The sequence below is a fragment of the Halopseudomonas sp. genome, assembly GCF_036961105.1.
In the GTDB taxonomy this organism is placed as follows: domain Bacteria; phylum Pseudomonadota; class Gammaproteobacteria; order Pseudomonadales; family Pseudomonadaceae; genus Halopseudomonas.
In genome coordinates, this window is the sequence record NZ_JBALWW010000011.1 from 19,047 (window position 1) to 44,295 (window position 25,249).

27 protein-coding genes are annotated in these 25,249 nt (G+C 60.2%); 11 read left to right on the top strand and 16 right to left on the bottom strand.

Going from position 1 to position 25,249, the window contains the following annotated elements; genetic code table 11:
• Positions 1 to 41: 41 nt before the first annotated feature.
• The 3 genes from V7756_RS11860 to rutR form a co-directional block, all read right to left on the bottom strand.
• On the bottom strand, positions 42 to 428 hold the full coding sequence (locus V7756_RS11860; protein ID WP_335610388.1) for a VOC family protein: 387 nt from the start codon (positions 426 to 428) through the stop codon (positions 42 to 44).
• A gap of 1 nt (position 429) precedes the next feature.
• Complete coding sequence (locus V7756_RS11865) at positions 430 to 1,437, bottom strand: isopenicillin N synthase family dioxygenase (protein WP_335610389.1); 1,008 nt, start codon at positions 1,435 to 1,437, stop codon at positions 430 to 432.
• Between the two features lie 265 nt (positions 1,438 to 1,702).
• Positions 1,703 to 2,398 (bottom strand): HTH-type transcriptional regulator RutR, encoded by a 696-nt coding sequence (rutR, locus tag V7756_RS11870; protein ID WP_335610390.1) that lies wholly within the window; start codon positions 2,396 to 2,398, stop codon positions 1,703 to 1,705.
• A 280-nt stretch (positions 2,399 to 2,678) separates the two neighbouring features.
• On the opposite strand from rutR, the gene rutA reads away from it, so the two are divergent.
• From rutA to rutF, 6 genes are read left to right on the top strand one after another with little or no spacing between them, the layout of a single operon-like run.
• On the top strand, positions 2,679 to 3,767 hold the full coding sequence (gene rutA / locus V7756_RS11875; protein WP_335610391.1) for a pyrimidine utilization protein A: 1,089 nt from the start codon (positions 2,679 to 2,681) through the stop codon (positions 3,765 to 3,767).
• 59 nt (positions 3,768 to 3,826) lie between these two features.
• Entirely contained in the window at positions 3,827 to 4,522 is a 696-nt protein-coding gene (gene rutB / locus V7756_RS11880) for a pyrimidine utilization protein B (protein ID WP_442908997.1), read from the top strand.
• On the top strand, positions 4,519 to 4,902 hold the full coding sequence (gene rutC, locus V7756_RS11885) for a pyrimidine utilization protein C (protein WP_335610393.1): 384 nt from the start codon (positions 4,519 to 4,521) through the stop codon (positions 4,900 to 4,902). The genes rutB and rutC overlap by 4 nt, the downstream gene beginning before the upstream one ends.
• A 14-nt stretch (positions 4,903 to 4,916) precedes the next feature.
• Positions 4,917 to 5,714, top strand: coding sequence for a pyrimidine utilization protein D (gene rutD, locus V7756_RS11890; RefSeq protein WP_335610394.1), 798 nt, complete (start codon positions 4,917 to 4,919; stop codon positions 5,712 to 5,714).
• Between the two features lie 11 nt (positions 5,715 to 5,725).
• The gene (locus V7756_RS11895; protein WP_335610395.1) at positions 5,726 to 6,316 is read left to right on the top strand and encodes a malonic semialdehyde reductase; all 591 of its coding nucleotides are present in this window, start codon (positions 5,726 to 5,728) and stop codon (positions 6,314 to 6,316) included.
• Between the two features lie 11 nt (positions 6,317 to 6,327).
• A complete protein-coding gene (rutF, locus tag V7756_RS11900) occupies positions 6,328 to 6,849 on the top strand; it encodes an NADH-dependent FMN reductase RutF (protein WP_335610396.1) in 522 nt (173 codons plus the stop codon).
• Positions 6,850 to 6,935: 86 nt separating this feature from the next.
• Here the strand turns inward: rutF and V7756_RS11905 are convergent, their stop codons facing one another.
• Together V7756_RS11905 and V7756_RS11910 are read right to left on the bottom strand one after the other, a co-directional pair.
• Positions 6,936 to 7,538, bottom strand: a complete 603-nt coding sequence (locus tag V7756_RS11905) for an FMN-dependent NADH-azoreductase (RefSeq protein ID WP_335610397.1) — start codon at positions 7,536 to 7,538, stop codon at positions 6,936 to 6,938.
• A 115-nt stretch (positions 7,539 to 7,653) separates the two neighbouring features.
• Positions 7,654 to 7,974, bottom strand: coding sequence for a 3-phosphoglycerate kinase (locus tag V7756_RS11910; RefSeq protein WP_335610398.1), 321 nt, complete (start codon positions 7,972 to 7,974; stop codon positions 7,654 to 7,656).
• 95 nt (positions 7,975 to 8,069) lie between these two features.
• On the opposite strand from V7756_RS11910, the gene V7756_RS11915 reads away from it, so the two are divergent.
• The 3 genes from V7756_RS11915 to V7756_RS11925 all read left to right on the top strand — a co-directional run bounded on the left by V7756_RS11915 (position 8,070) and on the right by V7756_RS11925 (position 10,437).
• Positions 8,070 to 8,960 (top strand): LysR family transcriptional regulator, encoded by an 891-nt coding sequence (locus tag V7756_RS11915; protein WP_335610399.1) that lies wholly within the window; start codon positions 8,070 to 8,072, stop codon positions 8,958 to 8,960.
• A 67-nt stretch (positions 8,961 to 9,027) separates the two neighbouring features.
• A complete protein-coding gene (locus V7756_RS11920; RefSeq protein ID WP_335610400.1) occupies positions 9,028 to 9,873 on the top strand; it encodes an alpha/beta fold hydrolase in 846 nt (281 codons plus the stop codon).
• Positions 9,874 to 9,876: 3 nt separating this feature from the next.
• Positions 9,877 to 10,437, top strand: coding sequence for a peptidylprolyl isomerase (locus V7756_RS11925; protein ID WP_335610401.1), 561 nt, complete (start codon positions 9,877 to 9,879; stop codon positions 10,435 to 10,437).
• Between the two features lie 11 nt (positions 10,438 to 10,448).
• Here V7756_RS11925 and V7756_RS11930 read toward each other — a convergent pair whose 3' ends face one another.
• Positions 10,449 to 11,573 carry a GNAT family N-acetyltransferase gene (locus V7756_RS11930; protein WP_335610402.1) on the bottom strand — a complete coding sequence of 375 codons (1,125 nt, stop codon included), beginning with the start codon at positions 11,571 to 11,573 and terminating at the stop codon, positions 10,449 to 10,451.
• 221 nt (positions 11,574 to 11,794) lie between these two features.
• On the opposite strand from V7756_RS11930, the gene ada reads away from it, so the two are divergent.
• Complete coding sequence (ada, locus tag V7756_RS11935) at positions 11,795 to 12,874, top strand: bifunctional DNA-binding transcriptional regulator/O6-methylguanine-DNA methyltransferase Ada (protein ID WP_335610403.1); 1,080 nt, start codon at positions 11,795 to 11,797, stop codon at positions 12,872 to 12,874.
• 1 nt (position 12,875) lies between these two features.
• Positions 12,876 to 13,799, top strand: a complete 924-nt coding sequence (locus tag V7756_RS11940; protein ID WP_335610404.1) for a DNA-3-methyladenine glycosylase family protein — start codon at positions 12,876 to 12,878, stop codon at positions 13,797 to 13,799.
• Positions 13,800 to 14,051: 252 nt separating this feature from the next.
• Here V7756_RS11940 and V7756_RS11945 read toward each other — a convergent pair whose 3' ends face one another.
• From V7756_RS11945 to hrpA, 10 genes are all read right to left on the bottom strand, one after another.
• A complete protein-coding gene (locus V7756_RS11945; RefSeq protein ID WP_335610405.1) occupies positions 14,052 to 14,768 on the bottom strand; it encodes a DUF2057 family protein in 717 nt (238 codons plus the stop codon).
• A gap of 179 nt (positions 14,769 to 14,947) precedes the next feature.
• A complete protein-coding gene (locus V7756_RS11950) occupies positions 14,948 to 15,997 on the bottom strand; it encodes a porin (protein ID WP_335610406.1) in 1,050 nt (349 codons plus the stop codon).
• 253 nt (positions 15,998 to 16,250) lie between these two features.
• The gene (locus V7756_RS11955; RefSeq protein WP_335610407.1) at positions 16,251 to 17,015 is read right to left on the bottom strand and encodes an HvfC family RiPP maturation protein; all 765 of its coding nucleotides are present in this window, start codon (positions 17,013 to 17,015) and stop codon (positions 16,251 to 16,253) included.
• Positions 17,012 to 17,863, bottom strand: a complete 852-nt coding sequence (locus V7756_RS11960; RefSeq protein ID WP_335610408.1) for an HvfB family MNIO-type RiPP peptide maturase — start codon at positions 17,861 to 17,863, stop codon at positions 17,012 to 17,014. The genes V7756_RS11955 and V7756_RS11960 overlap by 4 nt, the downstream gene beginning before the upstream one ends.
• A gap of 43 nt (positions 17,864 to 17,906) precedes the next feature.
• Positions 17,907 to 18,113, bottom strand: a complete 207-nt coding sequence (locus tag V7756_RS11965) for an HvfA family oxazolone/thioamide-modified RiPP metallophore (protein ID WP_335610409.1) — start codon at positions 18,111 to 18,113, stop codon at positions 17,907 to 17,909.
• Positions 18,114 to 18,219: 106 nt separating this feature from the next.
• Entirely contained in the window at positions 18,220 to 18,486 is a 267-nt protein-coding gene (locus V7756_RS11970) for an anti-sigma factor family protein (protein ID WP_335610410.1), read from the bottom strand.
• Positions 18,480 to 19,085, bottom strand: a complete 606-nt coding sequence (locus tag V7756_RS11975) for an RNA polymerase sigma factor (RefSeq protein ID WP_335610411.1) — start codon at positions 19,083 to 19,085, stop codon at positions 18,480 to 18,482. Before V7756_RS11975 ends, V7756_RS11970 begins: the two co-directional genes overlap by 7 nt.
• A 22-nt stretch (positions 19,086 to 19,107) precedes the next feature.
• Complete coding sequence (locus tag V7756_RS11980) at positions 19,108 to 20,229, bottom strand: beta-ketoacyl-ACP synthase III (protein ID WP_335610412.1); 1,122 nt, start codon at positions 20,227 to 20,229, stop codon at positions 19,108 to 19,110.
• A gap of 104 nt (positions 20,230 to 20,333) precedes the next feature.
• Positions 20,334 to 21,236, bottom strand: coding sequence for an alpha/beta fold hydrolase (locus V7756_RS11985; protein ID WP_335610413.1), 903 nt, complete (start codon positions 21,234 to 21,236; stop codon positions 20,334 to 20,336).
• Positions 21,237 to 21,300: 64 nt separating this feature from the next.
• Entirely contained in the window at positions 21,301 to 25,200 is a 3,900-nt protein-coding gene (hrpA, locus tag V7756_RS11990; protein ID WP_335610414.1) for an ATP-dependent RNA helicase HrpA, read from the bottom strand.
• Positions 25,201 to 25,249 lie beyond the last annotated feature (49 nt).

Here is a 25,249-nt window from a genome sequence, read left to right on the forward strand (position 1 = left end):
GCCAAAGTCCTTCTTGCGGTGGGTCTTGAGGTTTAAGCGCGTTACAGCATGTGATTGATCCGGAACACATTGCCTTCCGGGTCCAACAGAACCGCCTGATACCAGTTGTAATAGGTGGTATAGGGAGGCTTGATCAGAGTGGCACCGTGCTCGCAGGCAACGGGCACCATGCGGTCGACGTCGCCGGGGCTATCGACGTCGATGTTCAACAGAAACTTGCAGCCGCTGGTTTCGGCATAGTCAGCCAGATGCAGCAGGTCGTAGGCATCCGGTGCGTTGAAGCCGATGCAGCAGGTTCCGGCGTCCAGCCCGACAAAGATGGGCGAGCGGATGGCCTCCACTTCCGGGAAGTCGAACACGCGCTGATAGAAGCCGCTCAGGGCTTCAATGTCGCGAGCGAATACGTTGACGTAGGAGAGTTTGCTCATGTCAGGCCACCTTGCTGCCGCCAAAGGTGGTCTGGCGCACGAACTTGGACTTGAGGTGATCGCCCGAGCTGACCGGTGCGTAACGTGGCGCCTCCCCTGCCGGCAGGCAACTGGGCAAGCACGCGACCATGACGTCATAGTTGGGCTGGTGGAAAAACACCAGCGACTGACGCTGCTGATCGCCCTCAACGTCTTCCGGCGGGTTGACCACGCGGTGCAGGGTCGAGATCCACTGATCGTTGGTCCATTGCATCATCAGGTCACCAATATTGACCACAAAGCCGTCTTCAACGTATGGCACATCAACCCACTCGCCTTCGCGGTTGCGCACCTGCAAGCCACCCAAAGCGCCGTCCGGCTTGACGATGGTCAGGCTGCCATAATCGGTGTGCGCGCCGGCACGCAGCTGCCCTTGCTCGATGCCTTCTTTCAGGTGCGGGTAACGCAGGCTGCGGAACATGCTGATGTGCTTGTCGATCTTGTCATCGAAGAAGGTTTCCGGCAGCTCCAGCGCCAGGGCGAAAATACGCATCAGGCTGCGCGCCAGGTCACCCATGGCGTCAAAGTACTCGGCGTAGGCAGCTTCAAAACCTGGCAGCGCGGTGGGCCAGACATTGGGCGCAAAGTGCGGCCCGGCCATGGCTTCGGAATAATAGGGTTCATCCGGCACGTTCAACGGACCGATGGAGAAAGACTCTTTCAGGTCGCCGGGTGCCGCTTCTTCCATGGAGTAAGAGAGGCTTTCCTCTGCTACTGCACTGTAACCGCGCACCATGTCCGGACGCGGTCTGTTTGCCTTGCGTTTTTCGTCCATGGGCAGATCAAAGAAACCGGTCGTCAGCTGGCTGACGCGCTCTATCAGCTCGGCGGGAATCTGGTGCTGGGTAATGACCAGAAAACCAATATCACGGCACGCCTGGTTGACTGCCTTGGCCACTGCGGCCTTGCCCTCGGCGCTGCCGCTGAAGTAGGGACCGAGATCAATGATGGGGACATATTGAAGCGTCATGCGATTGCATCCTCCGACTGAGTTCCGGAGTACACATTGCTGCGTCGCCGGACCTGAAGAATCTGCAGGCGGTCAATCCGCCCACCGTTTCAAACGAAGAAAACAATTGCAGCAACTATGCCAAGATATGCCAAGAACGCTTTTTCCCAATAATTACAGCGGCTTGAATAAAAAGGCGAGATTAGATTTGATCAAACGGTCTGATTCAGAGCACCCGGTTTGTGCGGGCAGCCCAAAAACGGGGCGACGGGGCCGTCGCCCGGACTCACTTGCGCGGGCAGATGCCCTGCAACACCAGCAGCTTGAGATTGGCCAGGGTTTCGGCAAAGAAAGCAGGGTCATCCAGAGTGCGGCCAGAGACGGCCTCCACCTGCACGCGGAAGTCCGCATAATGCTGGGTCGTGGCCCATAGCGAAAAAATCAGATGGTGCGGCTCGACCGGGGCCAGCTTGCCGCTTGCGATCCAGGCATTGATCACCGCCACCTTGGATTCGACGATCTCGCGTAACGAGGTACGCAGCTCTTCCAGCAACAGCGGTGCGCCCTGAATCACTTCCAGGCAGAACAGCCGCGATTCCGCCGGATGGTCGCGCGACAGCTCCAGCTTTACCTGCAGGTAATCGCCAATGGCCTCCACCGGGTCCTGTGCGACGGAGAACGCCTGCAAGGGTCGCAGCCATACCTCCATCAATTGCCGCAGCACATTGATATACAACTCCTCCTTCGAGGCGAAGTAATACAGCAGATTGGTTTTCGATACATCCGCCTGGCTGGCCACCTGATCCAGGCTGGTGCCATGCAGACCGTAGCGTGAAAAGATGTTCAGCGCGGCTTCCATAATGGCGCTGCGTTTGGTTTCCATCAGCCGCTTGCGGCGCTTCAGCGTCGCCTCGCTGGGTACTCTGCTGCGCGCCTTCGGCTGCTTTGCTGGCGTGCCTGGACGCTGTATCTGTTTGCTCACGGGTTATCAGCCTCATTCCCTGGAGTGCGCATTCTACCCCCTTGCGCTGCCTGCAACTCAAGCCCTGCTTTTTATTCACTGCCCTGCCCCAATTCGGATCAGGCACGCACAAACCAAGTGCTCTAACTTGGACTATTTGGTCTGCAATAAGCACAAGACAAAGCACAACTCATTGAAAAATATATAAAAGACGATTGTGGCACGCTTGATGCTGTTCTCTGCTCACAACGCGGCGCCCGGTGCCGCAACTGAATTGACACCAGACCCTGAGGGCAGAGCAATGAACGTAGGCATCTTTATCCCCATCGGCAATAACGGTTGGCTGATCTCGAAAAACGCGCCGCAATACATGCCGACCTTTGATTTGAACAAGACCATCGTCCAGCGCGCCGAGCATTACGGCTTCGAGTTTGCGCTGTCGATGATCAAGCTGCGCGGCTTCGGCGGTGAGACCGAGTTCTGGGAGCACAACCTGGAATCCTTCACCTTGATGGCCGGCCTGGCAGCGGTTACCGAGCGCATCCAGCTGTTTGCCACAGCAGCCACCCTGACCATCCCGCCGGCGATTGTCGCGCGTATGGCCTCCACCATCGACTCCATCTCCCACGGCCGCTTTGGCGTCAACCTGGTGACCGGCTGGCAGAAGCCGGAATACTCGCAGATGGGCCTGTGGCCCGGCGATGAATTCTTTGCCAACCGCTACGACTACCTGAGCGAATATGCCACCGTACTACGCGACCTGTGGAGCACCGGCACCAGCGACTTCAAGGGCGAGCACTTCCAGATGGAAGACTGCCGCGTGAGTCCCAAACCCCAGGCCGACATGAAGATCATCTGCGCCGGCCAGAGTGAAGCCGGCATGGCCTTTACCGCCAAGTTTGCCGATTACAACTTCTGTTTCGGCAAGGGTGTTAACACGCCGAAGGCCTTTGCTCCCACAGTTGAACGTCTGGAGAAAGCCACCGCCGACTCCGGCCGCGACGTGACCTCGGTTGCGCTCTTCATGGTCATCGCCGATGAGACCGACGAAGCCGCTCGTGCTCGCTGGGAATCCTACAAGGACGGCGTAGACGAAGAAGCCGTGGCCTGGTTGGGCCAGCAAGGCGCCGCCGACACCAAGTCCAAGGGTGATACCAATATCCGCCAGATGGCCGACCCAACCTCTGCAGTGAACATCAACATGGGCACTCTGGTCGGCTCGTTCGAGAATGTCGCCAAGATGCTCGACGAAATTGCCGAAGTACCGGCCACCAGTGGCGTGATGCTGACCTTCGATGACTTTGTCGAAGGCATCGAGAACTTCGGCCAGAAGATACAGCCGCTGATGAAGAGCCGCAAACACGTCGCCAATATGCTGGAGAGCGCGTAATGAACAGCCTGAATACAGCGGTTGTGGGATACGCGCCCAGTCAAGGTAACGAGAGCAACATGGTCCTGCCGGCACGCCCCGAGTCACTGGCGATCAATGCCAATGACACCGCGCTGATCGTGGTCGACATGCAGAACGCCTACTCGACCAAGGGCGGTTACCTTGATCTGGCCGGCTTCGACATTTCCAGCACTGGACCGGTCATCGAGTCCATTGCCAAGGCGATCAAGGCTGCTCGCGAGGCCGGTGTACAGGTGGTGTTTTTCCAGAACGGCTGGGATGCGCAGTACGCCGAAGCCGGCGGCCCCGGCTCGCCCAACTGGCACAAGTCCAATGCGCTGAAAACCATGCGCAAGAACCCGGAGCTGATGGGCACCTTGCTGGCCAAGGGCACCTGGGATTACGACCTGGTGGATCAGCTGCAGCCGCAGCCAGGCGACCTGGTGGTACCCAAGCCCCGTTACAGTGGCTTTTTCAACACCGCATTCGACAGCCTGCTGCGCAGTCGCGGTATTCGCAATCTGGTGTTCACCGGCATCGCCACTAACGTCTGCGTGGAATCCACCCTGCGCGATGGCTTCTTCCTCGAATACTTCGGCGTGGTGCTGGCAGATGCCACCCACCAGGCCGGCCCCGAGTATGTGCAGCAGGCCTCGCTGTACAACATCGAAACCTTTTTTGGCTGGGTCAGCACTGTAGATGACTTCTGCAGCACCCTCGCCGCAGCGACCAAGACCCAAGGAGCAACCGCATGAGCAAGCAGACCGTACTTCCTGCCGGCACCGGCAAACCACTGGCGCCCTACGTACCCGGCTCCATGGCCGACGGCATTCTCTATGTATCCGGCACCCTGCCCTTCGACAAGGACAACAACGTGGTTCACGTGGGCGATGCCGCTGCGCAGACCCGTCACGTACTGGAAACCATCAAGGGCGTCGTCGAAGAAGCCGGCGGCACCATGGATGACGTCACCTTCAACATGATCATGGTCCGCGACTGGAGCGATTACGCGGCAATCAATGTGGTGTATGCCGAGTACTTCCCCGGTGAAAAACCGGCGCGCTACTGCATTCAGTGCGGCCTGGTAAAGCCGGACGCGCTGATCGAGATCGCCAGCATCGCGCACGTTGGCTGACCATGAACCACGCCATGCATATCGAAATCCATGGCCGGCAGGACGCCGCGGCCCCGACGCTGGTATTCAGCTCGGGGCTCGGAGGTGCCGCGCACTTCTGGACGCCGCAGTTGGCCGCATTGAGCGATGATTATCGCATCGTGCTCTACGATCAGCTGGGCACCGGCCGCAGCCCGGCGGCGCTGCCGGAAAACTACAGTATTGCCGCCATGGCAGACGAGCTGAGCGAGCTGCTGGCGGCTAACGGCATCACGGACTATCACCTGGTGGGCCATGCTCTCGGTGGCCTGGTCGGGCTGGAGCTGGCGCTGCAGGAAGCGCCGGGCCTGCGCAGCCTGACGCTGATGAATGCCTGGGCTGCCGCCAGCCCACACACCGCGCGTTGCTTTTCGGTGCGCCAGCAGTTGCTCGCCGGCGCGGGCCCTGCGGCCTACGTTGAGGCGCAGGCGCTGTTTCTGTATCCGCCGGACTGGATCGCCGACAACATCGACCAACTGAACATGGATGACCGCAAGCACGTGGCGGGGTTTCCGACCACCGACAATCTGCTGCGCCGGATCAGCGCACTGCTGAGCTTTGCGCCTGGCGCCGCCCTGGAACAGGTTCGCCAACCTACCCTGCTGATCGCCAACCGGGACGACATGCTGGTGCCTTGGCGCTGTTCACAGGCGCTGCAGCAAGCGCTGCCCAATGCCGAGCTGAAGCTGTTTGATTATGGCGGACACGCCTCCAGCGTGACCTGCGCCGACACCATCAACACCACGCTGAGCGACTTTATCGCCCGCGTTACACACACCAATACCGCCGCCTGAGCGAGGGCTACATGCACCAATCACTCGACCAAAGCGCCCTTGCGCAACTATTCACCGACGCCCGCAGCCACAATGGCTGGCTCGACAAGGCCGTGCCCGACAGTCTGCTCGAGGAGCTTTACGATCTGACCAAGATGGGGCCGACGTCAGCCAACTGCAGCCCGGCACGTTTTGTGTTCATCCGCACCAAACAGGGCAAAGAGCTGCTCAAGCCCTGCCTGTCTTCCGGCAACCTGGAAAAGACCATGGCCGCGCCGGTCACGGTCATCGTGGCGTACGACAGCCGTTTCTACGATTCACTGCCCTTCCTGTTCCCGCATGCCGATGCGCGCAGCTGGTTTACCGGCAGCCCCGAGATGATTCACGAGACCGCGTTTCGCAACAGCTCGATGCAGGCGGCCTATCTGATTTTTGCCGCGCGCAGTCTGGGGCTGGATACCGGCCCGATGTCCGGCTTCGACCCCAAAGCGCTGGATGCGGCGTTTTTCAGTGACAGTCACTGGAAGTCCAATCTGTTGATCAATCTGGGCTACGGCGACAGCAGCAAGGTGTTCGACCGCCTACCGCGCTTGCCCTACTCCAAAACCTGCATACTCACCTGAAGGAGTTCACCATGTTGGCCATGAAAACCCCAGAGCCCATGCCCGTGGAAGTCAGCCGTGATGCATTTCGCAATGCCATGTCCGTGCTGGCTGCCGCCGTTAATGTCGTCACCACCGATGGCCCCGCCGGCCGCGCCGGATTCACCGCCACGGCCGTATGCAGCGTGTCTGACGAACCACCCAGCCTGCTGGTATGCCTGAACCGCAATGCCTCGGTATACGACACCTTTTGCGCCAACGGTCATTTGTGCGTCAACACCCTGACCGCTGGGCAGCAGGCGCTGTCCAATCTGTTTGGTGGCAAGTCGTCCATGCAGGAGCGCTTTGCCACCGCCGAGTGGAGCACCGAATGCACCGGCGCCCCGCTGCTGGATGATGCGTTGATCAACTTCGATTGCCGCATTACCAATCGCATCGCCGCCGGCAGCCACGACATTCTGATCTGCGAAGTAGTCGCCGTGCGCCAGCAAACCCAAGGTGAAGGACTTATCTACTTTCAACGCGGTTACTGCAACGCCACGCCGCAAACCTGATTGCCACGCACGAGAAAAAGCCGGCATCACCTGAACGGAGATGCCGGCTTTTTCTATCATGCTATTTGAGGTGTCGCAGCTCCAACTCAGGCTGCGATGCCTGCCAACACCTTCTCGGCTTCTGCGCGGCCTTTGCCCGCCTCCACTTCACCCAGACCCTGCGCTTCAACATGCACAAAGCTCACATCCTGGATGCCGATAAAGCCCAGCGCGGTGGTGATGTAAGGCTGCTGGTGATCCTGTGGCATGCCCTGGTGGCGACCACCACGGGAAGTGACCACATACACCTTGCGATCCGGAGTCAGGCCAACCGGGCCGGTTTCGGTGTACTTGAAGGTACGGCCGGCGCGCAGCACGTGATCAAACCAGGCCTTCAGCGTAGAGGTGATTCCGAAGTTGTACATCGGCGAACCTATTACCACCACATCGCTGGCCATCAGCTCATCGACCAGCTCGTTCGAGCGCTCTGATGCTGCGCGTTCTGCGTCGGTCTGCTGGTCAACTGGCTTCATCCAGCCGTTGAGCAATGTTTCATCCAGGTGCGGCAGCGCCTGAGCTGTCAGGTCGCGGGTGACCACCTTGGCTTCGGGGTGCTGGGCCTGCAGCCTGGCGACCAGGTTGGCGGTGTATTCACGGGACAGAGAGCCGTTTTGCCGGGCGCTGCTTTGAATGACCAGAATCTGTTTCATTGGGAAAACTCCATCGTGTGCGTTGTGATGGAGCCCATATTAGACCCAATAAAAAGATATAAAAGCGCAAATATACGCTGATATATATCAGCAAACTTGATAGATTTGCTTTGTGTTATTTGGCCTTGCAGTTCAGCGTGACGCGGACGCGCGTGATGGCGCGCTCGAACGCCTGAGTCAGCACCGCACTTTCTCCAGCCTCCAGTATGGTTCGGCGCGGGAAAGGACGCTCAGGGCCACTGACGAAAGTCGCTTCGCATTCTGCATTGTTATCACCATTGTTGGTTACGGTGACGGTGGCAACATTGCTGACATCGTCAGAGGTGGCAGAAATATCGACACCCTCGGCATGGGTTTCAACGTCAATGGGGAACGACGCCAGGGCGACAGCAGGAACCAGACAGCTCAACAGCAGAAACGGGTGAAAGCGAGACATGATGGTGCTCCTTGTATAGAACCCGACAGCAGACTCGAGTAAACATTAGGCTTGCACGCCAGCCACTGCTGAACGTGCCTCAGGAGGCAGTATAGATGAAAGCACCGCGGGTAACTCTGGAGCAATGGCGCACCTTGCAGGCGGTGGTCGATCACGGCGGGTACGCCCAGGCAGCCGAGGCACTGCACCGTTCCCAGTCGTCCGTCAGCTATACCATCGCCCGTATGCAGGAGCAGTTGGGCGTGCCACTGTTGACCATTGAAGGTCGCAAGGCGGTACTGACCGAGGCCGGCACCACACTGCTGCGGCGCTCGCGCCAGGTCGTCGAGCAGGCCAGTCAATTGGAATTGCTGGCGCACCAGATGGAACAGGGCTGGGAGGCGGAAGTTCAGTTGGTGGTTGATGCAGCCTACCCCACCGAGCGGCTGGCCATGGCCTTGAAGGCCTTCATGCCGCTTAGCCAGGGCTGCCGAGTCCAGCTGCGCGAAGAGGTCCTGTCCGGCGTGGAAGAATGTCTGCTCAACGGCAGTGCAGACCTGGCCATCTCCGGCATCAGCATCGCGGGCTTTCTACCGCAACAGCTCAATGCGGTGGATTTTGTCGCGGTAGCGCATCCTGAACATCCGCTGCATGAACTACAGCGCACCCTCACTCACGACGATCTGCAGACTCAGTTGCAGGTAGTTATCCGCGACTCCGGCCGACGTCAGCCGCGCGACTCCGGCTGGCTTGGGGCTGAACAGCGCTGGACGGTGGCCAGCCTGAGCACCGCCGCTCACCTGGTCGCGTGCGGCCTGGGCTTTGCCTGGGTGCCTGAGCATGAGATCAGCGCAGAGCTGGCCGCCGGGCAGCTCAAGGTATTGCCGCTGGAACAGGGCGCGCGGCGTTCGCACTATCTGTATCTGTACGCCAATCGGGAGCGTCCCATGGGGCCGGCAACCCGCATCCTGGCCGATCTGTTGATTGAACATTCGATGACAGCCTGATGGCAGGCTTCTCATCACGGCGCCTCCGTGCCTAGAATGGTGCTTTCGGCCTTCAGGAACGCACCGCATGCCGCAGATCAGACTCAATGGCTGCCAGTTTCACTACACCGACCAGGGCAGCGGCCCGCCCGTGCTGTTGCTGCATGGGCTGGGCTCCAGTGAGCGGGACTGGGAATACCAGTTGCCGGCGCTCACCCCGCACTACCGGGTGCTGTGCCTCGACAGTCGCGGCCATGGCCAGAGCGAGAAAGGCGGCGCAAACTATTCCATTGCCCTGTTTGCTGCAGACTGCCTGGCTTTCATTGAAGCCTTGCAGCTGGAAAAGCCGCACATCGTAGGCCTGTCCATGGGCGGTATGATCGGCTTTCAACTGGCGGTGAACTCACCGCAGATCGCCGCCAGCCTGACCATTGTCAACAGCGCTCCCGAAGTCATACCCCGCCGACCAAAAGAATACTGGATGGCCGGCAAGCGACTGTTTTTTGCCCACATACTGCCGATGCGCACGGTGGCTGCAGGTTTGAGCAAACTGCTGTTTCCCAAGCCCGAACAACAGCATCACCGCGACACCTTTCAGGCGCGCTGGAACGAGAATCATCGAGCCAGCTATCTGGCCTCGCTGCGCGCCATCGTCGGCTGGGGCGTCAGTGCGCAACTTGACCGCATCGCCTGTCCGGTGCTGGTGATCAGCGCAGATCAGGATTACACCCCGGTGGAACAAAAGCGTGACTATGTCAGTCGATTAGGCGACGCCAGACTGGAAGTCATCGCCGATTCACGGCACGCTACACCGGTTGATCAACCCGAAGCCTTCAACACCCTGCTGCTGTCCTTTCTGCAGGAAGTGGAGGCCGAGCGGGCCCATACCCACGAAGTAGATCCTGCCACAGCAGGACCCTTGTTGACGGAGTAAAAGATGCTGAAACACCTTGTTGGTGCTGCCACCCTGATGCTGTTGAGCTGCGCTGCGCTGGCCGATAGCCCGCGCGTGCAACTGTCCACCTCGCTGGGCGACATTGTGCTCGAGCTGAACGAAGAGAAGGCGCCCATCAGCGTCGCCAACTTCTTGCGTTATGTGGAATCCGGCCACTACGACGGCGTGATCTTTCACCGCGTAATCCCCGGCTTCATGATCCAGACCGGCGGCTTTGAAGAGAACATGCGCCAGCGTGACGTCGGCAAGCCGATCAAGAACGAAGCCGACAATGGCCTGGACAACGATCGTTACACCGTCGCCATGGCCCGTACCGGCGTGGTCGACAGCGCTACCAGCCAGTTCTTTATCAACCTCGGCAGCAACGACTTTCTGAACCATGGCGGTCGCGATTTTGGCTACGCCGTGTTCGGCAAGGTGGTCAGCGGCGAAAGCGTGGTAGAAACCATTGGCAAGGTCGCCACCACCAGCAAGGGCGGTCATTCCGACGTACCGGTCAACCCCGTTACCATTCTCAGCGCCAAGGTGCTGGAAGCGGAGTAAGCCATTACCTCTCAGGTTGCTTGCTTGAACGGCAGGTAACCTGCAGATTCCTGCTGATACGCCCTCACCCCGGCGCGCTCGCGCTGCAGAAAATCCGCCACCGCTTCGTGCAGCCCCGGCTGCAATTTATGCCAGGATTGCGTCAGTACCGGCTCAAAACCCCGCACCAGTTTGTGTTCACCCTGGGCGCCGGCGTCAAAGCGTTTCAGGCCTTCGGCGATGCAGCGATCCATGCCCTGATAGAAACAGGTCTCGAAGTGCAGACGGTCAAACTCTTCCAGGCACCCCCAGTAACGGCCATAAAGCGTATCGCCGCCGGCCAGAAACAACGCCCCTGCCACATCGCGCCCGTCGTGCCGGGCAAATACCAGGCGCACCGCTTCACCCAGGCCAGCCGACAGCTCGCTGAAGAAGGCACGCGTGAGGTAGGGCTGCTGCCCGCGTTTGAGATAGGTCGCCGCGTAAAAAGGAAAAAACCGCTGCCAATGCGCCTCGCTTACTTCCACACCCTGATGCCATTCGAAGCTGATGCCCTGGGCCACCACCGATTGGCGCTCCTTGCGAAAGTTCTTGCGTTTGCGTGAGCTGCAGGCGGCGAGAAAATCATCAAAGCTGTGGTAACCCCGATTGAACCAGTGGAACTGGCACCCTAGACGCTGCTCCCACCCCGACTGCTCCAGCAACGGGCTTTGCGCGTCGTCGTTGAATAGCAGATTGACGCCTGACACCACACCTCGGGCCAGCGCCTGGTCCAGCGCCTGCACAATCATCTGCTGGCTTTCAGCACAGCGGCCGACCAGGCGCGGCCCCTGGACAGGCGAAAAAGGTACTGCCGCCAGCAGCTTGGGGTAGTAGCGCTGCCCTGCCCGCTCCCAGGCCTCGGCCCATTGCCAGTCGAATACGTACTCGCCGTAGGAATGCATCTTCTGATACAGCGGCAACAAGGCCTGCAGGCTGCCGTCGGTATTCTCCACTACCAGGTGGGCAGGCAGCCAACCCGTGTCTTCACCCACCGAGCCGCTACGCTCCAGCGCGGCAAGAAAACCGTGGCGCAAGAAGGGGTAGCCGCCGCGCAGCAAGGCGTCCCACTGACTGGCGTTGATCTGGTCAATATGCGTAAGCTGGCGTAACTTCATGTAGCGCGGTTTACCGGTTGAGCAGTGGTTACGGGGTGGCCTGAAGGCCAAGAGTGCCACAGCTGGCCATGCGGGTTGAATGAATTTATTGCCCCACCGTCATCTGCTTTGCAGCGCTGGCGAGACAAGCTGCCTTGCCAAATTCAAAGACAAGAAACGGAGTGCGGCGATCAGCTGCGGCTGTCATGTTAAAGCTCCCTGGCGACTTGACGAGACCCGATATGCAAGCGACCAGCCTACCTCATGACAGTGACGAGCTCCGCTGGCAGGCAGTACAGCGGCGCGACCCGGCGGCCGATGGCCACTTTTTCTATGCCGTACTCAGCACTGGCGTCTACTGCCGCCCAAGCTGCGCTTCGCGTCCGGCCCGGCGCGACAACCTGCGTTTCTTTGTCAGCCCCGAGACAGCAGAACAAGCCGGTTATCGGCCCTGCAAGCGCTGCCATCCTCGCGATGCCAGCGCGCAGACGCGGCAGCGACTGAAGGTCGCCGAGTTGTGTCGGGTGATGGAGCAGACAGAACAGGTGCCGACCCTGCAGCAACTGGCCGACCTGGCTGGCTTGAGCCCGCATTATCTGCATCGCCTGTTCAAGCGGACCCTCGGCATTACGCCAAAAGCCTATGCCAATGCCCTGCGTCAACGGCGGCTGGCAGCCAACCTGGATCGGCAGCATACAGTAACCCAGGCCGCTTGCGCCGCAGGTTTCAGCTCCGGCAGCCGGCTGCATGCCAGTGCCCAGGCCATGCTCGGCATGACGCCCAGCGCTTATCGCTCCGGCGGCAACAATCAGCAGATTCGATACGCCCTGGCGCCCTGCTCGCTGGGGTTGGTGCTGGCAGCATTCAGCAGCCGCGGCGCCTGCGCCATTCTGCTGGGCGATGACGCCGAGACCTTGCAGGCAGACTTGGGGCGGCGTTTCCCCAAGGCACGGTGTCTGCACGCGGCCGAAGAGCTGAACGCATTGATGTTGCAGATAGTCGAACTGGTCGAGAACCCCAGCGTGACTCTGGATATACCGCTGGACATACGCGGCACTGCCTTTCAACAGCGCGTCTGGCAGACACTGCGCCAGATCCCGCCGGGGCACACCGCCAGCTACGCTGAAATTGCAGCCGGTATGGACCAGCCCAAGGCGGTGCGCGCGGTGGCCGGCGCCTGCGCAGCCAACCCGCTGGCACTGGCCGTGCCCTGTCACCGCGTGCTACGCAGCGACGGCTCGCTGTCCGGCTACCGCTGGGGGCTGGAACGCAAACAAACCCTGCTGCAGCGTGAGGCAGCGCATAACAACAGACAGGAATGAGATGCCGCCAACCACGCAGTTGAATACCCGTGTCAGCCTCCCCGCCGACTTCAGGGTGGCCGATCTGCTGCGCTTTTACCGGCGTGACAAACAGCAGTTGGCCGAACGGGTGACAGCGCACAGCATAGACAAGGGGCTGCTCCTGCAAGGTGCACCTGCGTGCCTGCATATGTATCTGGGTCAACCCGGCAGTGCAGTAATCAGTCTGCACTGCGACGCCGCCATCGAGCTGACGCAGGCAGAGCTGAGCGACTGGGGCAGCCACCTGTTGGGACTGCAACAACCCGTGGCGGCCTTCGCCCGAGCGCATGGCAGCCATCTGGAGTTGGGCAAGCTGATTCTCGCCTCCCCTGGCCTGCGCATTCCGCAGGCCATAAGCCCTTTTGAGGCGGCCTGCTGGGCGGTGATCGGCCAGATGATCAGCGTTGAAGCCGCCACTTCCATTCGCCGTCGCTTGATACTGCAGCATGGCCGCTCGCACAGCAGTGGCATGCATTGTCATCCCGATGCCCAAACGCTCGCCGCGCTAGAGGCAGCTGCGCTGACCAGCTGCGGGCTGTCGCGCAGCAAGGCCGCCAGCCTGCTACTACTCGCCACGGAAACCGCAGCCGGCAACCTGCCGCTCCAGCATTGGAGTGACGCCGCCCACCTGGAGCCGCAGGCACTGGCCGAGCAGTTGCTTGCGCTGCGTGGCATCGGCCCCTGGACGGTGAGTTACATACTGCTGCGCGGCTTTGGCCTGCTGGACGGCTCTATGCATGGCGATGTGGTGGTACGCAAACGCCTGCAGCAGTTACTGGCCCGGACCGATACACCGGATCAACGCCAGACCGCCGCCTGGCTGGCGGATTTCAGCCCCTATCGCGCTCTCGTTGCCGCGCACCTGTGGGCGATGCCTGCCGCCGGCGACAGCAAGGAATACTGATCCGCACCCAATTAACCAATGGTGCTGTATTGCCAGATCGCAGGGTCCAGCATTCTGATACCCGCCCCTGGATACCGGCTCAGGCATAGGGCGGCCAACGCCGCAGGCTTGCCCGCCATGACGGAGCTTCAGGTCTGCTGTTGAAGCGTCCCGGACCCTGGATTACCAAACCCGAAAAACGGACAAAAAAATCCCCCGCAAGCGGGGGAAAACAAGGAGCAACGCAGGAGCTGACAGCGTCAGCGGTGGTACTTACTTCTCAGCCCAGTCCAGGAAGGCCTGGCGGCTTTGTGGCGACAGCATCAGCCAAAGCTGTTTCAGGGTAGACAACGTGGCGTCGTTAGCCGGCAGTGTCTGTTGCGGCGCGGCGGCTTGCGAGGGAACGGGAACCGCAGCAACTACACCGGCTGACGGGGCTGCGGTTTCGCCGCCCAATGGAGCAATCCCGGTAGTGCTGGTGCCTACGGACTGCGTGCCCGATCCAAGCATCTGACCAAGCAAGGACACGTAAGCCGGGCCTGGCACTGTAGCCACGCGCTGTCCGGTAGCGGTATTCACGGCAGCGCCGGAAAAGTTTTCTTCCATTGCCTGCGCTTCCTGCAGATTGGCTGGCGCGGCAAAGTCGAGCAGCCAGACATCGCCAGCCTGTCCATCAATGCTGAAGGTTGCGCTGCGGGTACGCACTATTTCGTGGCTCAAGCCACCACCAATATCGTAACCGTTCTCAAAATAGGCATTGATGCGATATTCGCCGGGCTGCAATTGCAGCTCGCGCAAGCCATTGCCTGCCATGCTATTGGCATCGGGGGCAGGTTGTCCGTTGATGTCGAGAATTTCCAGAGTGTCGGGTACTTGCACCACGACCACCTGAGACGCTGGCTGCTCGGGGCCGGAATAGAGTTTAACGGGAGCCTGTTGAGCACAGGCAGACAGCAGCACGGCGGCGGCAACACAAAGCAGATGGCGCATGAGAACTCCTAGCACAAGTGACGACGTTGTCTGATCAGGGAGTGATCACGATTAATGACCACTTGGCGACGATAATAAGACCGTCTGGTTTCACTTTAATGACAAAGCCGGGCTGTTTGAAAAAACAGCCCGGCTTCGGGGTACTACTCCAGCTTCAATCCTGTCTGATGGGGACGGGATCAGAAGTCGTAACGCAGACCTACAGACAGACCTGAGGCTTCTTCGCCTGCAGCACCGGCCGGAGTGGCGGTACGTGCCTGGCTCCAGGGAGTCAGCGCAGCATTGTCTTCGTTATCAACGATGGCGTAGTTGGCATAGACACGAACGGCTTTGTCCAGCTTGTGCTCAACGCCTACTACCCACATGTCGCTGTCGTAATCTTCTGCATCAGCGTCGCGGGTCATCCACATACCCTTGATAGCAGTGCTGGAAGCAACCTTGAACTCAGCGCCCAGACCGTAGGTATCGGAGGTGAGTTGATCGCGAACCGCGTCGGTTACTGCGTCGTTGGTATAGTCGACCGTCTGATAGAAGCCAACGGCCTTGATGGCGTCGGTGATCTTGAAGGCAGCAGCGCCACGGAAACCATCGCGCTCGCCACGACCGGTATCTTCTTCAGCAGTTTCGTAAGCCAGCGAGGCTTCCAGCAATTCGCCCATGTAGTTCACGGAACCGCTGAATACGCTTTCGTCCAGATCCGAATCAGCTTCTTCGCCTTCCTGATTGGAGTAACCCAGAGCAGCGAAAAAACCACCCATGTTCGGCGTGGTGTACTGAATGGTGTTGTCATAACGCTCGTCAAAACGGGCGTTGCCAACACGGGTCAGGTTGCGCATATCGCCGACCTGATCACCGAACAGGTTGGCCGGACCACGGGCCGCTTTGAAGGGGCTGTCGAAACGACCCATCTGTACTGCACCAAAGCCACCTTTCAAGCCTACAAAGGTGTCGCGAGTAGCGAAGTTGGTGTCGCTGTCGGTACCGAAGCGGATTTCCTGCTCAATCTGGAAGAAGGCAGTCAGGTTCGGGTTGATCTCATGATCACCTTTGAAACCCAGACGCGAAGAGTTGCTGGACAGGTTGGTTTCGGAGTAATCGGCACCATCATCCAGAAAATCTACGGATACATGGGCACGGCCATAGATATTGATATCGGCCATGGCAACAGCCGGAATGGCAGCAGCCAGAGCTGTAACGGCAAATCCGGCGAAATGCTTGCGCAGTGTCATTGAGTCTTCCCTCATTTGTGTTTTTGCGTTGACAGTGAAACAACACATTTGGGCCGCCTGTTTGGCATCAGGCCCGGTGTTGGAGGGAATCTTGGCAGCGGCATATTTCAGATCGGTTGCGCGAAGATGAACATTCGATGACAGAGGAACTTTTTCGGGTCGGTAACAATCAGCCTGACCCCGAACGGAAGCACAAGCGAAGCAGGGTCAGAAAATCAACAAGATAGGGCGCAATCGAAGAAAAACAGTGAACTCAGGTGAGCTGGGCTGGGGTAACGGACAACAGGATGTCCTGTGCCAACCACTCATCAATCAGCGCCCTGCCCTGGTTCAGAAAGGTCCCATCGCAAACCATCCCAGCGTCCTGAGCTACTCGCCGAAGCAGCGAATCCGGTGTCTGCGGCTGCTGTTGCAACTGCGCCAGTAACTGGTAGGTGAAAGCGGTAAGCTGCATGAAGCGCACCTTGTCGCGGCGGTCACGCCAGACCAGCAGAAAAGTCGGCTGCGCTGGTGCCTCGACCGGTTGAAAATCGATGCCGATACGATGCACCGGCCAACGATAGGCATGAGCGCGAGCCAGCGCAGATACCTGCAGCGGGCTGGAAAGTGTTTCGGCTTCCTGCGGCTGCGTTTTGGCAGGGAGCTCGTCCATGGCAGTGTCCAGCGCCAGCTCGAGCCACTCATAGTGCGCCAGATCAAGCAGATAAGGCGGGTCGCCCTCGGCCGGCACGTAACCGCACTGCAACCAGCCGATGAACTCCTGGCCAATGTCGAGAAAATAGGGGGAATCACATCGGTGGCGCGCGATGAATTCCCTTACCAGCACGCGCCAGCGTTCGCCTGACAGCAGGCCATGCAACACCGGAAAGGTGCCGCTGATAAAGCTCTCGATGCTGTTGTAAAACAGTCGCTCGTATACTGCTACTCGCTGCACCGGTACCCGCTCGGGCAGCGGTGCACCCGCCGGATCACGCAGACGGGCGGCAAAGGCGCGCTGGTGCACTTCACTGCTACTCACGCTCGCAAACTCTGCGGTGTAACCGCGGCACCCTGAAAGCGGCGAATCTGCGCTACCTCAGCGCAAAGCTCCGCCAGCGGCGGGAAGTTGAAATCGCGTTCCAGCAAGGTCGCCCTCACGCCGTGCTCGGCGTAGGCCAGCTGCAGCAGTTGCCAGACCCGATCGATAACCGGCGCACCATGGCTATCGATTTTCAGCTCAGGCTCAGCATCAAAGTGCCCAGCCACGTGCATGTAAGCAATGCGTTCGCTGGGCATAGCGCGTATAAATTCTTCTGCATCGGTGGCGAAGTTGACGCTGTTGACCAGCACGTTGTTGACGTCGAGCAACAGCTGGCAGTCAGCTTCGTGCAGCACAGCGTTGATGAACGCCGGCTCATCCATCTCGCCCGGCAGGCAGGCGTAGGCCGACACGTTCTCAATGATCAAGGGCCGCTCCAGCGCCTCCTCCACCTGCCTGATACGCTTGGCTATACGCCGCACGTTGCTATCACTGAAAGGCACCGGCATCAGGTCATACAGCTGGCCCTCGTCGGCGCAGGCCGAGAGGTGCTCGCTGTAAACGCTGATCTGGTGCTGATCGAGAAACCGCTTGAGATCACTCAGCAGGCGGCGATTGAGCGGGGCCAATCCGCCGAGGTTGAGTGATAACCCATGGCAGGCAAAACGGTAGCGTTCGGTCAGTGCGCGAAACTGGCGGCCAAAGCGGCCGCCAACATTGATCCAGTTTTCTGGTGCGATCTCGAGAAAATCCGCACAGGGTTGCGGATTCTCGATGATCTCGGTCAACAAGCTACGGCGCAGACCGAGGCCTGCGCCTTGCACTCCAGGGCAAGCAAAGGCAGTCACAATCGGCCTCTCGCCATTGCAACCCGCACACTTGCCAGCGTACTCACCCTTCCTTGCTCTCGTCTTTATCTTCACCACAGCTGCCTTCGCCACACTTGCCTTCCATGTCGCCTTCGCCGTGACTGTCGGCCAGGTTGTAGCCGCTCTGCAGCTCCTGCACGCCGAAAGGGTTCTCGGCAGCATTCACAGCGGCTCCAGCGCCAACCAGGGTTACGCCCAGAGTGAGGATTGCGGTATTGAGTTTGTTCATGGTCAATCTCCGTTTGGTGTGAGGGCATAGAGGGTTGCCCTCTCACTAAACTAGACCAGGCTTGGCCGTTGCGGTTACAAAATCCGGTTTTTTCTTTATCCGGATGTTATCGCGGCTTGGAGTGTTGGCGGGCGGAATCACCCGTCGCGGCTTTTTGCTGTGCCAGCATGGCGCTCACCAGGCGCTCCAACTCAGGTAATGGAGCGTCCGGCAATTGCCGTATCACGCGCTGAGTGACACGCAGTTGGCGGATGAATCGACGGCAGCGAAAACACACCGCCAGATGAGCACGCAACGCCAGACGTTGTCGCAAGCCCAACTCGCCGTCCAGCAGATCGCTGGATCGCGCCACTAGGTCTCTACATGTCAACATTCGCCAGTCACCTCAAAATGTTCCAGGGTTGCGAAAACGCTCAGGCGAGCGCGATGCAACAATACCCGAACATTGGAGTGTGAAATCCCCAGCAGGTTACAAATCTCGGCCAATTCCAGGCACTGACGATCCCGCAACAGCAGCACACTGCGCTGCAGTTCGGAGAGGGTATTGAGCGTGTGGTCCAGACAGTCGCGCAATTCCTGCGCATCGAGGAGCGCCTCTGGGGAGTCGCTATGCCAGGCTGGAAGCTTTTGCTGCCAGTGGCCGTTCGGCTGAAAGCGATCCGGGCCCAGGGTGCCGTGGGGGCCGCTGATGTCATCGATAAAGACCTCCCGCCGTTGTTTCTTCAGGCGGGTCTTGGCGGTGTTGGCGGTGATGGTGAGCAGCCAGGTTTTCAAGCTGGCGCGCTCGGCAAAGCCGTCGATATGCCGCACCACGGCCAGCCAGCTGTCCTGTACCACTTCATCGGCACTGCTGCTGCCGACGATGGCAGTGGCCACGGCGCGCATGGCGCCCTGATACTGGCGCACAAGTTGCTCGAAGGCCTTTTGCTCGCCCGCACGCAAACGCGCGAGCAACTGCTCCTCGTCGGTCATCGGGCGTTACCGGCCGCAGTCATCAGGTCTTGCGGACCACCACGCTGCCGATGGAATAACCGGCACCAAAGGAGCAAATCACACCGTGGCTACCCACGGGCAGATCGGCCTGATTCTGGTGAAAAGCGATGATCGAACCGGCAGAGCTGGTATTGGCATACTTGTCGAGCACTACCGGTGCTTCTTCAGCGCTCGGATCGCGGCCCAGCAGCTTGCGGGCAATCAGCATGTTCATGTTGAGGTTGGCCTGATGCAGCCAGAAGCGTTTGATGTCTTCCACCGCCAACCCCACTTCCTGCAAGTGCTCGCCGATCAGCTCAGCCACCATGGGGCAAACGTCGCGGAAGACCTTGCGGCCATTCTGCACAAACAGCTTGTCCGGCTGCCCAACGCCCGATTCGTCACAGCGATTGAGAAAGCCGAAGTTGTTGCGGATGTTGTTGGAGAACTTGGTCAGCAGCTTGGTGCCGAGAATCTCGTAGGGATGCTCGCAGACCGCCTGATCGGCACGTTCAATAACCACAGCCGTGCAGGCGTCGCCGAAAATGAAGTGACTGTCGCGATCACGGAAACTCATGTGACCGGTGCAGACTTCCGGATTTACCATCAACACGGCACGCGCCTGGCCCAACTGCACCGCACTGACTGCGTTCTGGATGCCGAAGGTAGCGGAAGAACAGGCCACGTTCATGTCGAAGCCGAAACCTTCGATGCCGAGACTTTCCTGTACTTCGACTGCCAGCGCCGGATAACCGCGCGGCAAATTGGAGCAGGCTACGATGACCGCATCGATATCGGCTGGCGTGCGGCCGGCAGCTTCCAGCGCCTGGTGTGCAGCCTTGACCGCCATTTCGCACAGCAGCGAGGGCTCGTCGTTGCCGCGCTCGGGAATGTCCGGCACCATGCGGTTGACATCGAGAATGCCGCTCTTGTTCATCACATAGCGGCTTTTGATACCGGAGGCTTTTTCGATGAATTCGGTGCTGGAGCCCGCCATGGGCTCGACAGTACCGGCTTCGATGGCAGCGGCGTTGTCGGCATTGAACTGCGCGACATAGCTGTTGAAGCTCTCCACCAGCTCTTCATTGCTGATGCTTTCCGTGGGGGTGTACAAACCTGTTCCGCTGATCACGACTTTGTGCACGGTCGGTCCTCTTCTCATGTTATGGACGCGGTCTGCCGAGCGCCGGCGCGCTACAGCCAGTAGACCGCTCAATTTTTCAGCTTCTCATCAGCTAGCGGCAGATACTAGCGCAGGTGCTGCTCAAGCCAGGCCAGCACCAGGGGGAAATGGTCAACCTCGGCCTGCGGGTGCCTCAGCAGGTCATTGTGCCCATAGCGCCTGGAGCAGCCCTGCCCCTTTTCCAGCAACAGGATCTGCGCATCGTGCGGCCCCAGTTCGCGGACAAAATCGCGTACATCGCCAATATGCCCGTGCTGGCGGTCTGCCTCACCGGCGACATACAGACTCGGCGGCCATGCCAGTTGATCTATGGCGCTAGCATAGTCGAAACCATCTTCAAGATCACGCCATTCACCACGCATCCATGCCAGATTGGCAGCATGTACCGCTGGCCCCTCATCGGCAGATCCTATCGCCATGGCCCGCGCGGGTACGACGCCCTGCAGGCGGCCCAGTAGTGGCAGCAGACGCTGCCAGAACAGGGCGCTGGTAGTTCGGGTAAGGCGCGAGCCATGCCGCTGCCGACGGCGCACACCAAAATGCACCAAGCCGCGCACCCGCTCAAGCAGCGCGGGCTGTCGGGCCAGAGCACTGGCCAGCCAGACCCCGCCCCAGCCATGGCCCACACAGAAAACCGGCTGCGTGGGGTGGCGCTCCTGCACAAACGCCAACATTGCCGGCAGGTCCTCCCTGATCAACAGGCTCTGGGTCATATGTTCCGGCGCCTGCAGCAATGCAGGACTGCTTTGCCCGTGTCCGCGCAGATCGGCCACATAGGCGCAATGCCCAGCGTGGGCCAGAGCGCCTGCCAGACCCTGATCCTCCCTGGGATGAAAGATCCGCCCATCTTCCAAGGCGCCATGAACCAGCAGCAGCACCGCGCCGGTGTGGTCACTGCCAAAGCAGCGCAGTTCAAGCTCAGCGGCCCCTGCCGCTAGCCTGTGCGTTTCCATCGCGGGGGACTGCAAACTCTGCTCCACCTGTGAACCCTTGTGTATGTGTCTGCTGGCCAGTGTACTTGGCCACCGCCGTTCAGGCTGTGATTTCGCGCCAAAGTTTCGCCAGACGCTTGGCCGATACCGGCTGGCGCGTGCCCAGTTGCTGGGCAAACAGCGAGACGCGGTATTCTTCCAGCAGCCAGCGCCACTCTTCCAGGCGTTCATCCCTGCGTCCTTCACGTTGCATCTTCTCAGTCAGCGCCTGGTATTGCTGCCAGAAGCCCTGCAGCTCATCGGTCCAGGCGCGATCTCGCGGCACCTGGCCCGGCAGCTTCTCCAGACGCTGTTCGATGGCGCTCAGGTAGCGCGGGTACTGGTTCAGCCACTGGGCCGGCACCTGGCGGGCAAATCCCGGGTACACCAGATTGGCCAATTGCTCGCGCACGTCATTCATCGCCAGCGTATGGGCCAGCTCGACCTTGCCCTTGAAGCGTTTACGCAAAGTGTGCCACTGCTTGAGAATGCCAAGCACCTGCTGCGCCAGTTGCTCGGCACTGGGCACCCAGTCTGCCCGGCCCTGGTCCAGCAGCACCTTGAGGCCTGCGGGATCGCGCGGCAGCTCGCCGGTCCCGGCAAGGAAAACGCGATCGATGGCACCGAGGAGTACATCGTCGGTCAGCTGTTTTTGCGTGCCCAGGTCGCGGTAGTAGATGGCCGCGTCTTTCAACGCCTGGGTTTTCTGGCGCAGCAGTCGAGCCTGCTCGGGCAGGGCCTGCAACAGCAGGCGCTGCACGCCCAGGCGATGCTCGCGGGTGGCGATCTGCTGCACATCGAACACCTGCTCGCTCACCTCTTCGCCCTGCTCCACCCAGGCCGGATACACCTGTACAGCGATACCTGCCTGCTTGCGGATCAAGGCGCCGGGCAAAGCATAGGTGCCGGGCGCGGCGCCATTGCCGGCACCGGACTCGGGCTCTTGGGCCACCTGGCCATCGGGCTCCATGGGGCGGCCTTCCAGCTCGCCGCATAGCGCGCTGTAATCACGACCACTGCAAATAACCTGCCCCGCCGCATCAACTACTTCGATGCGCATGCGCAGATGGTCTTCGAGGTCGATATCGTCCCAGCTGTGCTCGTCCAGGCGAACGCCGGTCATGCGGGTCAGTTCACGGCCCAGCGCCTGGGTCAGGCTGCCCTCGGCGAAGGGCATACGCTCAAGCGCGGCGCGCACAAAGTCAGGCACCGGCACGAAGTTCTTGCGCAGCGCCTTGGGCAGCCCGCGCACCAGGGCGACGCATTTGTCGAACAGCAATCCCGGCACCAACCATTCCAGCCGGCTTTGCGGGATACGTCTGAGCAAGGAGGCAGGCACTTTTACCGTAACGCCATCGGCCGGGTGACCGGGCTCGAAGTGATAGCTGAGCGGCAGCGCTACCGTTTCCCAGCGCAGCAGGTCGGGATACAGATCGGCGCTGACCTCATTGGCCTCGCGCTGCAGCAGATCCTCACGGGTCATATGCAGCAGTTTGGGCTGCTGCTCGCTGTTGCGTTTGAGCCAACGTTCGAAGCTGGCCAGCTGTACGATCTCGGCGGGCAGATGCTGGTCGAAGTAGCGATACAGGGTTTCATCATCAACCACTATGTCGCGTTTGCGCGACTTGGCCTCCAGCTCATCCAACTCCTTGATCAGTTGCTGATTGGCCTGGTTGAAGGCCGCACGGCCGTGCCATTCGCCACCCACCAGGGCGTGGCGGATAAAGAGTTCGCGCGAGACGAGCGGATCTATCGGCCCGTAATGCACCTTGCGCCGCGGCACTATGATCAACCCGTAAAGGGTTACCTGCTCAAAGGCCACCACCTGACCGCGTTTCTTTTCCCAGTGCGGTTCGCTATAGCTGGTCTTGGTCAGGTGAGCGGCCAGCGGCTCGATCCATGCCGGATCGACCTTGGCGGCGAGACGGCCGTACAACCGGCGGGTTTCGGTCAGCTCCGCGACCATCACCCAGGCCGGTTTCTTCTTCGCCAGTGCCGATGAGGGATGCAGCATGAAGCGCCGCTGCCGCGCGCCAAGATAATCGCCCTCCTCGGTCTTGTTACCCAGATGGCTGAGCAGACCCGCGAGCAGCGCCTTGTGGATGGCTTCGTGCCCCGCCCCCTGTTCATTCTCTTTCAATCCCAGGTCGCGGCAGGTCAGCCGAATTTGCCGGTGGGTTTCGCGCCATTCACGCAGGCGCAGGTAATTGAGAAAGTTGCGCCGACACCAGCTGCGCAACTGACCCTGGGTCAGCGCCTGACGTTGCTGCTCGTGCCCGGCCCACAGATTCAGAAAGGCGGCGAAGTCGGAGACTTCATCTGTCCATTGCCCATGCGCCTGATCGGCGGCCTGCTGTTTTTCCAGCGGCCGCTCGCGCGGATCCTGCACCGCCAGGGCACTGGCGATCACGGCAATCTCGTGCAGGCAATTCTGCTGCGCCCCCTCAAGCAGCATACGACCGATCCGTGGGTCGACCGGCAAGCGGGCCAGTTGACGGCCCAACTCGCTCATGCCACCGGTCTTGTCTACTGCGCCCAGCTCCTGCAGCAGGGTAAAGCCATCGCTGATTGCCCGGCTATCCGGCGGCTCGATAAAGGGAAAGTCCTCGATCCGCCCCAGACGCAAATTGAGCATCTGCAAGATTACCGACGCCAGGTTGGTGCGCCGAATCTCCGGATCGGTAAACGCCGGCCGGCCGTTGAAATCTTCTTCGCTGTACAGCCTTACGCAGATGCCCGGCGCGACCCGCCCGCAGCGCCCCTTGCGTTGATTGGCGCTGGCTTGCGAGACCGCCTCTATCGGCAGGCGCTGAACTTTCGAGCGCGGACTATAGCGGCTGATACGCGCTTCGCCCGGGTCTATTACGTAGACAATGCCGGGCACCGTCAGCGACGTTTCTGCAACGTTGGTGGCCAACACCACGCGGCGACCGGCGTGGGAGGCAAAGATCTTCTGCTGCTCCGCCGCAGAGAGACGTGCGTAAAGCGGCAGGATCTCGGTGTGCTTCAGATTGGCCTTGCGCAAATAGTCGGCCGTGTCGCGAATCTCCCGCTCGCCCGGAAGAAAGATCAATACATCACCCGGTGGCTGACGCTGTGTACGCTCGTGTTCGGCAATTTCACGCAGCGCAGAGACGATGCCCTGGTCGATGCTCAGATCTTCTTCGACGACATTACCTTCTTCATCCTGCTCGGCGGTCAGTGGGCGATACCACAGATCAACCGGATAGGTGCGTCCCGAGACCTCGATAACCGGGGCATTGTCGAAGTGCTGCGAAAAACGCTCCAGATCGATGGTGGCCGAAGTGATGATGACCTTCAGATCCGGACGCTTGGCCAGAATGGTTTTCAGGTAGCCGAGCAGAAAGTCGATGTTCAGACTGCGTTCGTGGGCCTCGTCGATGATCAGGGTGTCGTAGCGATTGAGAAAGCGATCATTCTGCGTCTCGGCCAGCAGGATGCCGTCGGTCATCAGCTTGATCAGCGTCTTGTCCGAACTCTGATCGGTAAAGCGCACCTGATAGCCGACCAGCTCTCCCAGAGGCGTTCCCAATTCATCGGCAATGCGACTGGCGACACTGCGCGCGGCCAGACGCCTGGGCTGAGTGTGTCCAATCAGCCCACGCGTACCCCGGCCCAGCTCAAGACAGATTTTCGGCAACTGGGTAGTTTTACCCGAGCCGGTTTCACCTGCAATAACCACCACCTGATGCGCAGCAATAGCCGCCTTGATCTGCTCGCGCTTTTCGGCAATCGGCAGGCTATCGACGAAGCGAATCGACGGAATGCTGGCCGCACGTGCGGCGACCCTGGCGGCGGACGTTTCAAAGCGCCTGATCCAGTCTGCACTGTTGCTGGCCTGTTCGGCGCCACTGAGCTTGCGGAACTGTTGTTGCAGGCGCTGACGATCAGCTGCCATGACACTGGAGAAGTCGGGGCTGCGCGTTTCTGAATCGGGCATGGAGCATCCTGTAGCATGAAAAAACCCCGCCAGGACCAGCCAGGCGGGG

Coding starts and splice junctions, on each gene's coding strand:
- V7756_RS11930 (WP_335610402.1), bottom strand. CDS start 11,573: ATGAAGTTACGCCAGCTTACGCATATTGACCAGATCAACGCCAGTCAG.
- V7756_RS11970 (WP_335610410.1), bottom strand. CDS start 18,486: ATGTTGACATGTAGAGACCTAGTGGCGCGATCCAGCGATCTGCTGGAC.
- V7756_RS11905 (WP_335610397.1), bottom strand. CDS start 7,538: ATGAAACAGATTCTGGTCATTCAAAGCAGCGCCCGGCAAAACGGCTCT.
- V7756_RS11950 (WP_335610406.1), bottom strand. CDS start 15,997: ATGACACTGCGCAAGCATTTCGCCGGATTTGCCGTTACAGCTCTGGCT.
- V7756_RS11945 (WP_335610405.1), bottom strand. CDS start 14,768: ATGCGCCATCTGCTTTGTGTTGCCGCCGCCGTGCTGCTGTCTGCCTGT.
- hrpA (WP_335610414.1), bottom strand. CDS start 25,200: ATGCCCGATTCAGAAACGCGCAGCCCCGACTTCTCCAGTGTCATGGCA.
- V7756_RS11965 (WP_335610409.1), bottom strand. CDS start 18,113: ATGAACAAACTCAATACCGCAATCCTCACTCTGGGCGTAACCCTGGTT.
- rutC (WP_335610393.1), top strand. CDS start 4,519: ATGAGCAAGCAGACCGTACTTCCTGCCGGCACCGGCAAACCACTGGCG.
- V7756_RS11915 (WP_335610399.1), top strand. CDS start 8,070: ATGAAAGCACCGCGGGTAACTCTGGAGCAATGGCGCACCTTGCAGGCG.
- rutD (WP_335610394.1), top strand. CDS start 4,917: ATGCATATCGAAATCCATGGCCGGCAGGACGCCGCGGCCCCGACGCTG.
- V7756_RS11895 (WP_335610395.1), top strand. CDS start 5,726: ATGCACCAATCACTCGACCAAAGCGCCCTTGCGCAACTATTCACCGAC.
- rutA (WP_335610391.1), top strand. CDS start 2,679: ATGAACGTAGGCATCTTTATCCCCATCGGCAATAACGGTTGGCTGATC.
- rutB (WP_442908997.1), top strand. CDS start 3,827: ATGGTCCTGCCGGCACGCCCCGAGTCACTGGCGATCAATGCCAATGAC.
- V7756_RS11860 (WP_335610388.1), bottom strand. CDS start 428: ATGAGCAAACTCTCCTACGTCAACGTATTCGCTCGCGACATTGAAGCC.
- V7756_RS11920 (WP_335610400.1), top strand. CDS start 9,028: ATGCCGCAGATCAGACTCAATGGCTGCCAGTTTCACTACACCGACCAG.
- V7756_RS11910 (WP_335610398.1), bottom strand. CDS start 7,974: ATGTCTCGCTTTCACCCGTTTCTGCTGTTGAGCTGTCTGGTTCCTGCT.
- V7756_RS11940 (WP_335610404.1), top strand. CDS start 12,876: ATGCCGCCAACCACGCAGTTGAATACCCGTGTCAGCCTCCCCGCCGAC.
- V7756_RS11865 (WP_335610389.1), bottom strand. CDS start 1,437: ATGACGCTTCAATATGTCCCCATCATTGATCTCGGTCCCTACTTCAGC.
- ada (WP_335610403.1), top strand. CDS start 11,795: ATGCAAGCGACCAGCCTACCTCATGACAGTGACGAGCTCCGCTGGCAG.
- V7756_RS11925 (WP_335610401.1), top strand. CDS start 9,877: ATGCTGAAACACCTTGTTGGTGCTGCCACCCTGATGCTGTTGAGCTGC.
- V7756_RS11975 (WP_335610411.1), bottom strand. CDS start 19,085: ATGACCGACGAGGAGCAGTTGCTCGCGCGTTTGCGTGCGGGCGAGCAA.
- rutF (WP_335610396.1), top strand. CDS start 6,328: ATGTTGGCCATGAAAACCCCAGAGCCCATGCCCGTGGAAGTCAGCCGT.